Origin of the sequence: Anaerolentibacter hominis (genome assembly GCF_032380675.1) — a bacterium.
Classification (GTDB): Bacteria; Bacillota; Clostridia; order Lachnospirales; family Lachnospiraceae; genus Anaerolentibacter; species Anaerolentibacter hominis.
This window is the reverse complement of the sequence record NZ_JAWDIX010000005.1, coordinates 69,717-84,097: the sequence shown is the minus strand read 5'-3', so window position 1 is coordinate 84,097 and position 14,381 is coordinate 69,717. Positions and strand designations below refer to the sequence as shown.

Here is a 14,381-nt window from a genome sequence, read left to right as displayed (position 1 = left end):
CTCCGGGAGTCTAAATAAATTCCGCTTAAATGCTGCCGACAATAATATCGCCCATACGGCTGGTTCCCACCTGAACCTTGCCCTCCGACATGATATCAATGGTACGGTATCCGTCCTTTAACGCTTTCTTCACCGCATCCTCCACCGCATCCGCTTCTTTGTCCAGATCCAGAGAATAGCGAAGCATCATGGCAGCTGAGAGTATGGTTGCGATCGGGTTTGCAATATCCTGGCCCGCAATGTCCGGAGCGGAGCCGTGGCTCGGCTCGTACAGGCCGAATTTCGTATCATTTAAACTGGCGCTTGCCAGCATCCCGATAGAACCGGTCACCATACTGGCCTCATCTGATAAAATATCACCAAACATATTCTCCGTCAATATAACATCGAACTGCCCCGGATCTTTTACCAGCTGCATCGCGCAGTTGTCCACCAGCATATGGGTCAGCGTTACTTCCGGATAATCCGCTGCCACTTCCTCCACAACCTTTCTCCAGAGCCTGGAGGAGTCCAGCACATTGGCCTTATCCACACTGATTACATTTTTCCGTCTCTTCATAGCAATATCAAAGCCCCGCTTCGCGATCCTGCGGATTTCGTTTTCATCATAGGTCAGTGTGTCATACGCCTTCATCACACCATTTTCCTCCACGGTCTTTCGTTCCCCGAAATACAGGCCTCCGGTCAGTTCCCGCATAATCAGCATATCGAAGCCGTCCCCGATAATCTCATCCTTTAACGGGCAGGCCCCCTTTAACTCATCATATAGAACCGCAGGTCTTAAATTGGCAAAGAGGTTCAAAGCCTTGCGGATTTTTAAAAGCCCAGCCTCCGGTCTTTTCTCCGGCGGAAGTTTATACCAGGGAGAAGTAGTCGTATTCCCTCCGATGGAACCCATGAGAACAGAATCACTTTTCTTCGCTGTCTCAATTGCCTCATCGGTGAGCGGTACACCGTGCACATCAATGGATGCACCGCCTAACAGCACTTCCGTATAATGAAAGGTATGTCCGTATCTATCTCCTACTTTATTCAGCACTTTCTGTGCTTCTCTGACAATCTCCGGTCCGATTCCGTCTCCCGGAATCACCGCTATCTGAAATTCCATAATCCTTATCCTCCTTTATCTGATAGTCCCCGGCTCATTCCGGGGAGCCCTTAAAATCTTTCTATATACCAGCAAAGCCCCAAGTAGTACGTACTACTCAGGGCTCATAAAATACTACACGAATTATCGACAATTATAAACGAATAATTATACACTGTCAAGTACGCTGCCCGACCTGTCCTATTCTTCCAGGCTGCCTTCCCTGCGCCGTTTCAGGTAATCTCTGGTCAGCTTAACCACCTCTCCTGAGAGCAGTGCAACGGCCAGAAGATTGGGCACAGCCATCAGGCCGTTAAACGTATCGGAAATCTTCCAGACCAGATCCAGCGACGAGATACAGCCCACAAAAATCATACCGATAAAGGCAATCTTATAAATCAGAATCGCCTTCCCGCCAAACAGATAGGCGATGGCACGTTCCCCATAGTACGACCATCCAAGAATCGTGGAGAAAGCAAACAGCACGATGGCAATCGCCACAAATTTATCTCCAAACGGAATCGTGCTGGCAAAAGACTGGCTGGTAAGAGCAGCTCCGCTCACCACATCCTGTCCGGCTTCGATTGCCTTTAAATAGGTCTCCTGATTATAGATATTCGTGGTAAGAATCGTCAGCGCCGTGATCGTACAGACAACAATAGTATCGGTAAATACCGCAAAAATTCCCCACATGCCCTGTACCACCGGTTCCTTTACATCGGATGCGGAGTTAACCATAACCGAAGATCCCAGACCCGCCTCATTGGAAAATACGCCTCGGGCGATTCCCTGTTTCATGGCCAGTGCAATTCCGTACCCTAATACTCCGCCGCCTGCGGCTTTCAGCTGAAATGCCTCGCGAAAGATTGTGGCAAATGCCTCCGGTACATGGCTGATATTCATGCCGATGATCACCAGCGCGCCGATCAGATATGTGATAGCCATAAAAGGCACCAGCTTTTCTGTCACCGACGCGATCCGTTTGATCCCCCCTACAACCACCAGGGAAATAAAAATCATAAGTACGATACCGGTTATGTAGGGCGGAATTCCAAAGGAATTGTCAAGTCCGTCCGCAATGGAATTAGCCTGGGTCATATTGCCGATCCCAAAGGATGCCAGAGCACAGAATACGGAGAAAATAACAGCCAGCCATTTCCATCCAAGCCCCCGCTCCATATAAATCATCGCGCCGCCGACCCAATGGCCGTTCTTGTCTTTATAGCGGTAGCGGATACCCAGGGTGTTTTCCGCAAAACTGGTCATCATACCCAGAAAAGCAGAAAGCCACATCCAGAACACAGCGCCCGGACCGCCCGTTACGATGGCAGTCGCTACTCCAGCTATATTTCCTGTCCCAATGGTTGCCGCCAGAGCCGTGCAGAGAGACTGAAACTGGGAAATAGCATGCTCATCTTCTGTCTTCCTCACACTCTTCTTACGTATACAGGCCAGTATGGTAGATTGAAACCACAGCTTGATCTTTGTTACCTGAAATATCCCGGTCCTCAGTGTGAGCATCAGCCCAACCAGCAGAAAGATTGCCAGCATAACCGGTCCCCACACGAAATTGTTGACCGCATCGTTGACCGTCTTGATCGAGTCGACCACACAAAACATCGTTTTATCCCCCTCGTATTTTTCGAGCAGCTGCATATTCCATATGCGGCTGCTCCTGTATAGATAAAAGTTTATGTGAATCGGCAAACTGTGTCAAGTGTATGCCAGCCAAAAGAGCCCTATTCAATTAGTTTTGCTGATTAATGTAGTTAATTAAACCCTCTGCGGCGATAATCTTCTGCATGAACGGCGGGAAAGCCTGACCCTTGAATTCTGTTCCTTTTGTCCGGTTATAGATCATTCCGCTGTCAAAATCCACATCCACCTGGTCCCCTGCTTCAATTCCCTTTGCTGCCTCCGGACATTCAATTATAGGCAGACCAATGTTAATGGAATTCCGGTAGAAGATCCTGGCGAATGTCTCTGCAATCACGCAGCTGACCCCAGCCGCTTTCAGCGCGATCGGAGCATGTTCTCTCGAGGAGCCGCAGCCGAAATTCTTATTCGCCACCACAAGATCCCCCTTTTTAACCTTCCTTACAAAATCTTTATCAATATCCTCCATACAGTGGGTAGCCAGTTCGGCAGGGTCGGATGAATTCAGATATCTGGCTGGTATAATTACATCCGTATCCACATTATCACCATATTTAAATACTGTTCCTGATGCCTTCATCTTTCTTCTACCTCCCTACAGTCCCAGTTCTTCCGGACTGGAAATTTTACCGGTTACCGCACTGGCCGCCGCCACTGCCGGGCTCGCCAGATATACTTCAGATTTCACATGTCCCATACGTCCTACAAAGTTCCGGTTTGTGGTAGAGATGCATCTCTCCCCCTCAGCCAGGATACCCATATAACCTCCAAGGCAGGGACCGCAGGTCGGAGTGCTTACCACACAGCCGGCCTTGATAAATATCTCAAGAAGTCCTTCCTTCATGGCATCCAGATAAATCTTCTGGGTGGCCGGGATTACAATAGCACGGATGCCCTTTGCCACCTTTCTTCCCTTCAATACCTCTGCCGCTATTCTCAGATCCTCCAGCCGGCCATTGGTACAGGAGCCGATAACCGCCTGATCAATAGCCACATCGCCGCACTCATCTATCGTCTTTGTATTCTCCGGAAGGTGAGGGAATGCAATGGTAGGCTTCAATTCTGATAAATTGATCACATAAGTCTCATCATAAACCGCATCTGCATCTGCCTCATAAATCTTATACGGTTTTTTGGAGTGTTCCTTCATATAGTCTTCCGCTGCCTCATCTACAGGGAAGATGCCGTTCTTCGCGCCGGCCTCTATCGCCATATTGGCAATTGTGAACCGGTCGTCCATAGAGAGATTGGCAATTCCATCCCCCACAAATTCCATGGATTTATACAGAACGCCGTCCACGCCGACCATGCCAATGATATGCAGGATCACGTCCTTGCCGCTCACCCATCTGGACGGTCTGCCGGTCAGTTCAAACTTAATTGCGCTCGGCACCTTAAACCAGGCCTTGCCTGTCGCCATACCGGCTGCCATATCCGTACTTCCCACGCCTGTGGAGAAAGCTCCCAGCGCGCCATAGGTACAAGTATGGGAATCCGCGCCGATAACTGCGTCACCGGCAACGACCAGGCCTTTTTCCGGAAGAAGGGCATGTTCGATTCCCATCTCACCTACATCAAAGAAATTTGTAATATCATATTTCTTTGAAAACTCACGCACACATTTACAGTGCTCTGCGGACTTAATATCCTTGTTCGGAACAAAATGGTCCAGTACAAGCGCGATTTTATCCTTATCAAACACTTCCTGTTTCGACATCTTTTCCATCTCATGAATCGCGACAGGGGAAGTGATATCATTGCCCAGAACCAGGTCCAGGGAAGCCTCGATCAGCTGTCCTGCTTCCACTTTATCAAGCCCTGCATGGGCTGCCAGGATTTTTTGTGTCATTGTCATTCCCATAACAACATCCTCCTTAGAATTTACTGCCTATTATTCTAGCATATTATCTGGTATAATAAAAATAAATATTTGGAATGGAAAGTATAACCTGAAATTATGAGAAGAGAAAGGAAAAATGAAATCAAGAATGAATAACGAAGAACGTAGTAAATTAACGAATAAAAGGGGGTTTTTGTATGGAACACAATTTATCGCTGTACCGGGCTTTTCACGCGGTGGCCCGGACCGGTAATATTTCCCACGCGGCGAAGGAGCTTTTTGTGAGCCAGCCGGCTGTCAGCAAGGCTATTTCCAAACTGGAGGAGAGCTTTCATGTGGCCTTGTTTAACCGGGGTGCAAGAGGGGTCAGCCTGACTCCTGCGGGAAAGATTTTATATGATTATACGACGACTGCTTTTTCCGCTCTTTCCAAGGCGGAGGAGGCGATGAATCAGATACAGAATCTGGAACTCGGACAGATCCGGATCGGCGTCAGCACTACTCTGTGCAAATATATGCTGCTTCCGTTTCTCTCCCGATTTATCCGGGAGAATCCCCACATTAAGATCACGATTCACTGTCAGTCTACTTTCCATACATTAAAGCTGATTGAAAAGAATGAACTGGACATCGGCCTGGTGGGACGTCCGGAGAAGCTCGGAAACATGGATTTTTATCATCTGGAAACGATACGCGATATCTTTGTCGTAAGCCAGACCTGCCTGGATACGCTGTGTACCCGCGGGCTTCTGTCGGAATATGAGACAGCAGACAGCGAGGCGCTCTTTCGCTGCGGCAACCTGATGATGCTGGATCGGGAAAATATAACCAGGATCTACATCGACAACTATCTTCGTGCCAGACAGCTGGAAGTCAACGAGGTGCTGGAGATCAGCAATATGGATCTGCTGATTGAATTTGCAAAGATAGGTCTGGGCATAGCCTGTGTGATCGGCAATTTTGTAGAAGAGGAATTAAAAACAGGGGAATTAATTGAAATCCCCCTGTCCGAACCGATTCCGCCCAGAGAACTGGGCTTTGTTCACAATAAAAATGCGGTCTTATCCGATGCGGCCAAATACTTTCTCACATCCTACACAAGCAGCGGCGTATAAGCCTCAAAAGCGGAGGGCAGCGCGAACCGCTCCTTAATCTCAGCCCCGGTTACCCACACGGGGCGTCTCCCCTCATCAATGAATTCCGGCATTTCGTTCAATCGGATAAAGTATCCCAGCATATGCCACTCCACATGACTAAAAATATGCTTCGCATCGGCAAGGGGATTTAATTCCGCAATCACAAGTCCCCTGTCCGACAGCCAGTGTCCGGCCTCCGCCGCCGTCAGCCATCCTTCCCTGTTCGGAAGTTCCCAGAGGCCAGCCAGCAGACCCCTGGCCGGCCTTTTAAACAGAGCGTACTTCCCGTCGTATTCCAGGATAAAGACGGATCGTTCCTCAATTCTCCTGGGCCTTTTCGCCGCCTTCACCGGAAGCTCCATCTGGATATCCTGTTTAAATGCTCTGCACAGATGCATCACAGGGCATTTGTCACACAGCGGTTTTCCATTGGGCAGACAGACCACCGCTCCCAGCTCCATCAGCGACTGGTTAAAGTCGCCCGGCCGCTCCGGCATGATCTTCTTTAATGTCTCTTCCAGCCCTTTCTTTACAGACTGCTTCGTGATTTCACTGTAGTCGGCTGACAGTCTCATCGCCACCCGCAGCACATTTCCATCCACCGCCGGTACCTTTTCACCGAACGCAGCCGATGCGATAGCGCCTGCCGTATAGGAACCGATGCCGGGGAGTTTTTGCAGTTCTTCAAAAGAAGACGGCATACGGCCGCCGTATTCTGCCATAATTTTCTCTGCCGCACGTTTCAGGTTTCTGACCCGGTTATAATAGCCAAGGCCCTCCCATAGCTTCAAGAGCCGCTCTTCCTCCGCTTCCGCCAAACTCCGGATATCGGGCAGCGCTTCTACAAACCGGTCAAAGTAGTCTTTTACCGCCTCCACCCTTGTCTGCTGCAGCATTATTTCCGAGATCCAGATATAATATGGCTTCGGTTCCTGGCGCCACCTTAAAATTCCGGCGTTATTATCGTACCAGTACAGTAAATCTTCCACGATTGCAGAAAAATCATAGTCCATAGTTACCTCCCAAATAATTCCTTCCGGCAAGCCTGATTGTCTGTCATAATACGACAAGTCCAAAAAAGGGTATGGATCGCTCCATACCCCTCTTACCTTTATAACAGCTGCAATTATTAGTTATCCAGTAATTTTGCTTTCTTGGTCCAGCTCATCATATTACGAAGCTCTGCTCCGACTTTCTCCAGCTGATGATCTGCTTCCATTCTTCTCTTTGCAAGGAAGTTTGTGCAGCCGATCTGGTTCTCCAGCAGCCAGTTGCGGGCAAATACGCCTTCCTGGATATCTTTCAGAACCTGACGCATCGCGTTCTTGGTATCTTCCGTGATGATCTTCGGTCCTGTAATATAATCACCGTATTCAGCGGTATTGGAAATAGAATATCTCATGCCTGCAAATCCGCTTTCATTGATCAGGTCAACGATCAGCTTCATCTCATGGATACACTCAAAATAAGCACTCTCCGGCTCATAGCCAGCTTCTACTAATACTTCAAATCCTGTTTTCATCAGAGCGCAGACACCGCCGCAAAGAACAGCCTGCTCGCCGAACAGGTCGGTCTCTGTTTCTTCTCTGAATGTAGTCTCCAGAACGCCGGCTCTGGCACCGCCGATACCCAGAGCATAAGCAAGTCCGATATCATGAGCGTTGCCTGTTGCATCCTGATGTACAGCGATCAGACATGGAACGCCCTGGCCTTCCTGATACTGGCTTCTTACGGTATGGCCCGGTCCCTTAGGAGCGATCATGATTACATTGACATCCTTCGGAGGAATAATCTGGCCGAAATGAATTGCAAAACCATGAGCGAACATAACGGTATTCCCTGCTTCCAGATTGGGAGCGATGGATTCCTGATACATCTTCGCCTGCTTCTCATCATTGATTAAGATCATGATGATGTCGGCTTTCTTTGCAGCTTCAGCTGCGGTATAAACTTCAAATCCTGCTGCTTCCGCTTTTGCCCAGGATCTGCTTCCTTCATACAGACCGATTACAACATGAATACCGGACTCTTTCAGATTCAGCGCATGTGCATGGCCCTGGCTGCCGTATCCGATGACAGCAACGGTTTTACCCTCTAATAAGGATAAGTTACAATCTTCCTGATAGTAAATCTTTGCCATTTTAAAACTACCTCCTGATATAATTTAAATAGTTAATCTATGTAGTCAGCAATATCGCCAGAGCCCCTAACCAGGCCGGTAATACCTGTCCTAACCAATTCAATAATTTCATATCCAGCCAGAAGATTGATAAAAGCATCAATCTTGGCCTGATTGCCGGTCAGCTCCACCATCAGCGAATCTGTAGCCACATCCACAATCTTGGCACGGAATATATCGGCGACCGCAATGATAGCCTGTCTCTCCTTAGCGGTAGCTGCAACCTTCACAAGGATCAGCTCCCTGCAGACGCTTTCTCCATCTTTCAGCTTTACAATTCCTCTTACATTTTCCAGCTTGGCAAGCTGTTTCTCAATCTGCTCCAGAATGATATGGTCACCGCTGACGGCTACTGTGATCCTGGATACCTCCGGATCATGGGTCTCCCCAACAGTAAGACTGTCAATATTGTATCCCCGGCGGCTGAACAGGTTGGAAACCCGGTTCAGAACACCCGGCGTATTATCTACAAGAATGGAAAAAACTACTTTGCTCATAAGCATCCTCTTTTACTGTGTAATCCTGCATTTATGTGTATAATGTGCATATTTTTTCAATTTGGTAACCATTGTATCAAGTCGCCCCGGCTTTGTCAACTGCGCGGTTTAACCGGATTAGGTTAAAAAAGATCAAGTTTCAGGTTATTTTCATACAGATATTGTGAATTTTATATCAATACCATCAGTCCCAGGTTCCGCACCAGCCCCGACTTTAAAAATCCATATTTCAGCAGCAGATATCTTTTTTTCAGAAATCCTGCATCCGCGAGCCGGACAAACTCCCTCAGAATATGAGTCTTTTCCTCCGGAAGCTCCGCGCCAAAATGTTCCAGAAGCTCCCGTCCCTGGCTGATCGTATCCGCGATTGCCTTCCTCTGCCCGGACGAATCGGAGACTCTGCCGGCTACATATCCTTTAAAGCTCTGGTCTCCCACCTGATTCCCGCCGTGCTGGCGGTAAAGCATGGTGGGCTGCTTTACATAGCCGATCTGCCCGAAAGACGCCGCGATCAAGCCCACCCACCAGTCGTGGTATCTGGCCTTTTGGGGCATATAGTCAAGCTTTCCCCCAAGAGCCCTGTTAAACATCACGGTACAGCCGATCAGTTTATTCTCCATCAATAGATGGGCCAGGTCCGTCTTCGTTACATCCAGCCTGTCGGATTTATGAAAGGACTCAGCCGTCACGAAAAGCTCTCCGTCCGTCACCTTCACATCGGTAAACACTGCAAGCGGAGTCTCTTTCCCGCACTGTCCTTCCAGCTGCTTCATTTTATTAAGAGTACGGGCAATCTTATCCTCAAGCCACCAGTCATCCTGGTCGGCAAACATCACATAGTCCCCCCTGGCGGCCTGCGCTCCTTCCAGAAAGTTCTTCACCACGCCTTTGTTTTGTACATTTTTATGAAAGGAAATCTTATCCGGAAAACGGCTGCAAAACTCAGACACAATCTCCGCGGTGCGGTCTGTGGACCCGTCATCCCAGATAGTCAGTTCGAAGTTCCCCCATGTCTGATCCAGAATAGACCGGATCTGATCCGCGATATAATTTTCTCCATTATAGGAGGTCATGACAATCGATACCAAATCATCCAATGTTTCGCTCCTTCTTCCAGAAACTCTTGTTCATACTGAACTTTACTACCAGGCTGCGGGGCAGTTTTTCATAGTTTCGTCCCAGCTTATAACCCAGAAATTTAAAACCGCTTGCCAGAATCAAATCGGGAATCAGCCAGGCCTTTCCTGATTTTAATAAATATTTCATTGTGGTTTTCACAAGCTTTACGCCTTCCGATTCCGACTTCACCCGGTCAAAAATCTCCCGGTACATCGTCTGAGAAACACCCAGATCAAAATTCCTGGTAAACTGCTGCCGATACGTATATTTATGGGAGTGAACCACCTTCGCATCCGCACAGTAGGCAATGGAGAATCCTGCGTCAACCATCCTGGATGCCATAATCATATCCTCATTAAAGATTGCCTTTGTCACAAATCCTCCCAAAGACATATATACCGATCTCCGGTACATGGCGCAGGCATTGGAACAGAAATACGTCTTAATGCCCAGCCGGGGAATATCCGCCGCCGACTTGGTATACGATTGATCCGGATAGTTAAATTGTCTTGTGAAGTTCTCCACCACCCCCGCTTTGCCGTCGTCTAACTGTCTGGCATAGCTTGCCGCCACCTGCTCCGACTCCATGGGTGCAAGAAGCTTCTCGATCAGGAACTCATCGGTCGGCACAGCATCCTGGGTCATCAGCAGCACAAAATCCGCGTCTGAGAGAGACACTCCATAGTTTCTCGTGCCTCCATGATCAAATTCTTCCTTTTTTATATGAATCAGCGTAAGATTCTCACAGAAAGAATAATATTCCTTCCGCAGAAATTCCTCTTCCGTGTTGATCAGAAATATCCTGTCTGGCTTTACGGTTTGTTTTCCCATCATTTCCAGCAGGTGTTTGAGCTTCTCATCCGGCTTGTAGCTGGGAACAATCAAATCCACCGAACTAGTCTGTGCCATTTCCCCGTCCCGTTTCCTTTCCTGATATTATTCATTAGTATTGCCCAGATTTAAGAGCTTCCTTGCCAAAACCACAGCCTCTGACGCATCCGGGGAATATCCGTCCGCCCCGATCTCCCTGGCAAAGCTCTCTGTGATCACGGCTCCGCCTATGATAACCTTGGCGCGGGCCTGCTTCTCTTTCGCAAGCTCAATCACATTCTTCATTTCCATCATGGTGGTGGTCATCAGCGCAGAAAGACCGATAATATCAGCGTCTTCCCGCAGCGCCGTGTCCACGATCCGTTCCGCCGGCACATCTTTGCCCAGGTCGATTACCTCAAACCCATAGTTTTTCAGCATCAGTCCAACCAGATTCTTGCCGATATCATGAATATCTCCCGCCACGCTGGCCAGGACGATTTTACCCTGCTTCTTATCTGTCCCGCTCTGAACCAGCAAAGGTTCCAGATAATCTACCGCCATCCGCATGGTCTCTGCACCGGAGATCAGCTGAGGGAGGAAATAAATCTGTTTATCAAAGAGCCGTCCCACTTCATTGATGGCGGGGATAAGCATATTATCAAGAATATCGGAAGGAGCCGTTCCCCTGGAAAGTTCTGCCTTTACTCCTTCCAGAATCTGCTTTCTGTTTCCCTTCACTACCATCTGAAAGATCACCGGTTTCTCCGAAAGACCATCCTGTTTTTTTGTCCCCGCACCGGCAACCGCCCCTGTACCGGAAGAGGTTCCCATGGTCATGGGATTATTGCTCACCCGATCCATATATCTTAAGTCCGCATCCTCCTTCGCCATCAGCAGATCGGCGGCAAAGGCCGTCCTCACCAGCAGCTCCTGGGATGGATTGGAGATTGCCATAGTAAGCCCCGCACCGATTGCCAGAGTCAGGAAAGTGCTGTTTACAAACTGACGCTCCGGAAGTCCGAAGGAAATATTGGAGAGGCCGCAGATGGTGGCCAGGCCCAGTTCTTCCTTGCAGTAACGTATAGTATCTATGGTTTCCAAAGCCGCCGCTTTATTCGCTCCTACCGTCTGAACCAGTCCGTCCACGATAATATCATTCTTTGTTAATCCCAGCTCCTCTGCTCGTTTCACAACACCCCGGATAATGTCTTTCTTCTCCTCCAGATCAGCAGGAAGGCCCTTATCTGATAAAGGCAGAAGAATGAACATGGCACCGTACTTTTTGGCGATGGGCAGAAGCTTTTCCATTTTCTCCGTTTCCATGGAAATGGAATTAATAAGTGCCCGTCCGGGATAAATCCGCAGGGCCGCCTCAATAATATCCACATAGCTGGAGTCAATGCTTAACGGCGTATCGACAAGATTTATCAGCTCGTAAATGGTTTTAAGCATCATTTCCTTCTCGTCGATGCCATTCATACCCATGTTAATATCCAAGATCTGTGCTCCCTGCTCTGCCTGATCCTCCGCCATCTGGCGTACCAGCTCCAGAGAGCCCTCCCGGAGTTCGGCCTGTAAGGCCTTCTTCCCGGTGGGATTAATCCTCTCTCCCACAATCTTAAACCGTCCGTCCAGTTCGATCGGCACAAATTTCCGTTCTGTGGTCAGCACCCGGGGCTGCTCTGTCCTGATTTCAGGACTCTTCATCTCTTTAACCTTCATATATAGCAGAGCAATGTGAAGAGGCGTAGTGCCGCAGCAGCCGCCCAGCACAGAAGCGCCCGCTTCCACCAGCTTTGCCGTCTCTTCCGCAAATTCTTCCGGCCCCATATTATAAACCGTCTCCCCGTCAATCAGGGCAGGAATACCTGCATTTGGCTTGGCAATAATCGGGACGGCCGCGTATTCCTTCATCCGCTTAACAATCGAATACATCTTGTCCGGGCCCGTGGAACAATTGACTCCCACCGCGTCGGCTCCCATAGACTGCAGCACAATCACAGCCGTCTCCGGGTAGGTTCCGTAGAAGGTTGTCCCATCCTCTTTAAAGGTAAGGGTTACCATAACCGGCAGGTCGCAGGTCTCCTTAATAGCCAGCAGGGCCGCCCGGCATTCATTTAAGCTCATCATGGTCTCCACCACGAACAGATCCACGCCCTCTTCCAGCATGCAGCTTACCTGCTCCTTGTAGACGTCTACCAGTTCCTCAAAGGTAAGCGTGCCTATAGGGTAGAGCTGCTCGCCCGTCATGGTCATATCAGCGGCCACATAGATATTCTGATTGCTCTGGGCCGCAACCTCTCTGGTCAGTTTCACCAGCTCCCGGTTCATCTCCCGCACATATGCTTCCAGGCCATACTCTTTCAGCTTAATCCTGTTTCCTGAAAAAGTAGGGGTGTATAAGATTCTGGCCCCCGCCTGGATATACTCCCGCTGAAGCCCCTTCATAATATCTGCATGTTCCAGTATCCACAGTTCGGGACAAACGCCGGCCGGCATGCCGCGTTTCTGCAAGTTGGAACCGGTCGCCCCGTCCAGCACCAAAATTCCTTCCTGACATAGTGCTTTGAATTGTTCTTTCGTCATCTGTCGTTCCCTTTCCTGTTTACACAAACGGAGCGGATAGTTCCGCCCCGTTGTAGATTTCTTCTATTTTAGAGCATCTGCTCCAGATTCTTCCGGATCTCTTTGATAAAGCCTTCGCTGTTTAAGACAACGACCTCCGGATTGGTAGTAATCTGCGCCAGATCCTTGGTCATCTTCCCGGACTCAATGGTACTGAGTGTGGCATGTTCCAATTTATCCGCAAACCACATCAGGTCCTTGCTGCCGTCCAGCTCACCCCGTTTTCTCAATGCACCGCTCCATGCAAAGATAGTGGCCACCGAGTTTGTGGAAGTCTCTTCGCCCGCCAGATGCTTATAATAATGTCTCTGGACCGTACCGTGGGCCGCCTCATACTCATAGTACCCGTCCGGCGATACCAGCACGGAGGTCATCATAGCCAGTGAACCGAATGCAGACGAAATCATATCACTCATTACATCGCCGTCATAGTTTTTGCAGGCCCAGATATAACCCCCTTCCGACTTCATCACACGGGCAACCGCATCGTCAATCAGGGTATAGAAATATGTAATTCCCGCTTCCTCAAATTTCTCTTTGTATTCCTTGTCATAGATATCCTGGAAAATATCCTTGAAGTTATGATCGTATTTTTTGGAGATCGTATCCTTCGTAGCAAACCACAGATCCTCTTTCTGATCCAGAGCATAGTTAAAACAGCTTCTGGCAAAACTCTCGATGGAGGCGTCAATGTTATGGGTGCCCTGTACGATACCAGATCCCTTGAAGTCATGAATCAGTTCCTTTATCACCGTTCCGTCTTCCGCCGTATAGACCAGCTCACATTTTCCCGGTCCGGGAACCTTGATCTCCACGCCCTTATACACATCCCCGTATGCATGCCTTGCAATCGTAATCGGTTTCTTCCATGTCTTTACATTGGGTTCGATTCCTTTTACAATAATCGGTTTACGGAATACGGTTCCATCCAGAATAGCCCTGATGGTGCCGTTGGGGCTCTTCCACATTTCCTTTAAACTATATTCTTTCATCCTCGCGCCATTGGGTGTAATGGTGGCGCACTTTACCGCAACTCCATATTTCTTTGTTGCCTCGGCAGATTCCACTGTCACCTTGTCATCGGTCTCATTTCTATGTTCCAGTCCCAGATCATAATATTCTGTATTTAAATCCACAAAAGGGCTAAGCAGTTCATCCTTAATCATCTTCCAGAGGACGCGGGTCATCTCATCCCCATCCATCTCCACAAGCGGTGTCGTCATTTTAATCTTATCCATTTGCATATACCTCCCTTTTTTGTACAGGTTAAATATAACATAGTACCTGCGAAAAATAAAGCATAAAACGTTGCGGCCGCCGTATGCCAATGTTTTGCTTCCTGAACCGCTTTATGCTATAGTTAATTCAATATAAGACTGGAAAATATGACTTGAATAAATATTGAAATGATTTTAGGGAGGTACTTAAT

General features: G+C 48.6%; 12 protein-coding genes. 1 reads left to right on the top strand and 11 read right to left on the bottom strand.

The window, feature by feature from the left end; all coding sequences use genetic code 11:
• Positions 1 to 25: 25 nt before the first annotated feature.
• The 4 genes from leuB to leuC form a co-directional block, all read right to left on the bottom strand.
• Positions 26 to 1,108: a 3-isopropylmalate dehydrogenase gene (gene leuB / locus ABCW47_RS13815; protein ID WP_343210524.1), complete on the bottom strand. Its 1,083-nt coding sequence runs from the start codon at positions 1,106 to 1,108 to the stop codon at positions 26 to 28.
• A gap of 180 nt (positions 1,109 to 1,288) precedes the next feature.
• On the bottom strand, positions 1,289 to 2,707 hold the full coding sequence (locus ABCW47_RS13810) for an alanine/glycine:cation symporter family protein (RefSeq protein WP_343210523.1): 1,419 nt from the start codon (positions 2,705 to 2,707) through the stop codon (positions 1,289 to 1,291).
• 127 nt (positions 2,708 to 2,834) lie between these two features.
• A complete protein-coding gene (gene leuD, locus ABCW47_RS13805; protein ID WP_343210522.1) occupies positions 2,835 to 3,323 on the bottom strand; it encodes a 3-isopropylmalate dehydratase small subunit in 489 nt (162 codons plus the stop codon).
• A 15-nt stretch (positions 3,324 to 3,338) separates the two neighbouring features.
• Positions 3,339 to 4,604, bottom strand: a complete 1,266-nt coding sequence (gene leuC / locus ABCW47_RS13800) for a 3-isopropylmalate dehydratase large subunit (RefSeq protein WP_343210521.1) — start codon at positions 4,602 to 4,604, stop codon at positions 3,339 to 3,341.
• 176 nt (positions 4,605 to 4,780) lie between these two features.
• Between leuC and ABCW47_RS13795 the strand changes: the two genes are divergently transcribed.
• On the top strand, positions 4,781 to 5,698 hold the full coding sequence (locus ABCW47_RS13795; RefSeq protein WP_343210520.1) for a LysR family transcriptional regulator: 918 nt from the start codon (positions 4,781 to 4,783) through the stop codon (positions 5,696 to 5,698).
• On the opposite strand, the gene mutY is transcribed toward ABCW47_RS13795, so the two are convergent.
• The 7 genes from mutY to ABCW47_RS13760 form a co-directional block, all read right to left on the bottom strand.
• Entirely contained in the window at positions 5,677 to 6,732 is a 1,056-nt protein-coding gene (gene mutY / locus ABCW47_RS13790; protein ID WP_343210519.1) for an A/G-specific adenine glycosylase, read from the bottom strand. The two genes, ABCW47_RS13795 and mutY, sit on opposite strands and share 22 nt — an antisense overlap.
• A 116-nt stretch (positions 6,733 to 6,848) precedes the next feature.
• Complete coding sequence (gene ilvC, locus ABCW47_RS13785) at positions 6,849 to 7,859, bottom strand: ketol-acid reductoisomerase (RefSeq protein ID WP_343210518.1); 1,011 nt, start codon at positions 7,857 to 7,859, stop codon at positions 6,849 to 6,851.
• Between the two features lie 32 nt (positions 7,860 to 7,891).
• Complete coding sequence (gene ilvN, locus ABCW47_RS13780; RefSeq protein WP_343210517.1) at positions 7,892 to 8,395, bottom strand: acetolactate synthase small subunit; 504 nt, start codon at positions 8,393 to 8,395, stop codon at positions 7,892 to 7,894.
• Positions 8,396 to 8,565: 170 nt separating this feature from the next.
• Positions 8,566 to 9,492: a glycosyltransferase family 2 protein gene (locus tag ABCW47_RS13775; RefSeq protein WP_343210516.1), complete on the bottom strand. Its 927-nt coding sequence runs from the start codon at positions 9,490 to 9,492 to the stop codon at positions 8,566 to 8,568.
• Positions 9,485 to 10,423: a glycosyltransferase family 2 protein gene (locus ABCW47_RS13770; RefSeq protein WP_343210515.1), complete on the bottom strand. Its 939-nt coding sequence runs from the start codon at positions 10,421 to 10,423 to the stop codon at positions 9,485 to 9,487. The genes ABCW47_RS13775 and ABCW47_RS13770 overlap by 8 nt, the downstream gene beginning before the upstream one ends.
• Before the next feature lie 27 nt (positions 10,424 to 10,450).
• A complete protein-coding gene (locus ABCW47_RS13765; protein ID WP_343210514.1) occupies positions 10,451 to 12,913 on the bottom strand; it encodes a homocysteine S-methyltransferase family protein in 2,463 nt (820 codons plus the stop codon).
• A 68-nt stretch (positions 12,914 to 12,981) separates the two neighbouring features.
• A complete protein-coding gene (locus tag ABCW47_RS13760) occupies positions 12,982 to 14,190 on the bottom strand; it encodes an NADP-dependent isocitrate dehydrogenase (RefSeq protein WP_343210513.1) in 1,209 nt (402 codons plus the stop codon).
• Between the last annotated feature and the right edge of the window lie 191 nt (positions 14,191 to 14,381).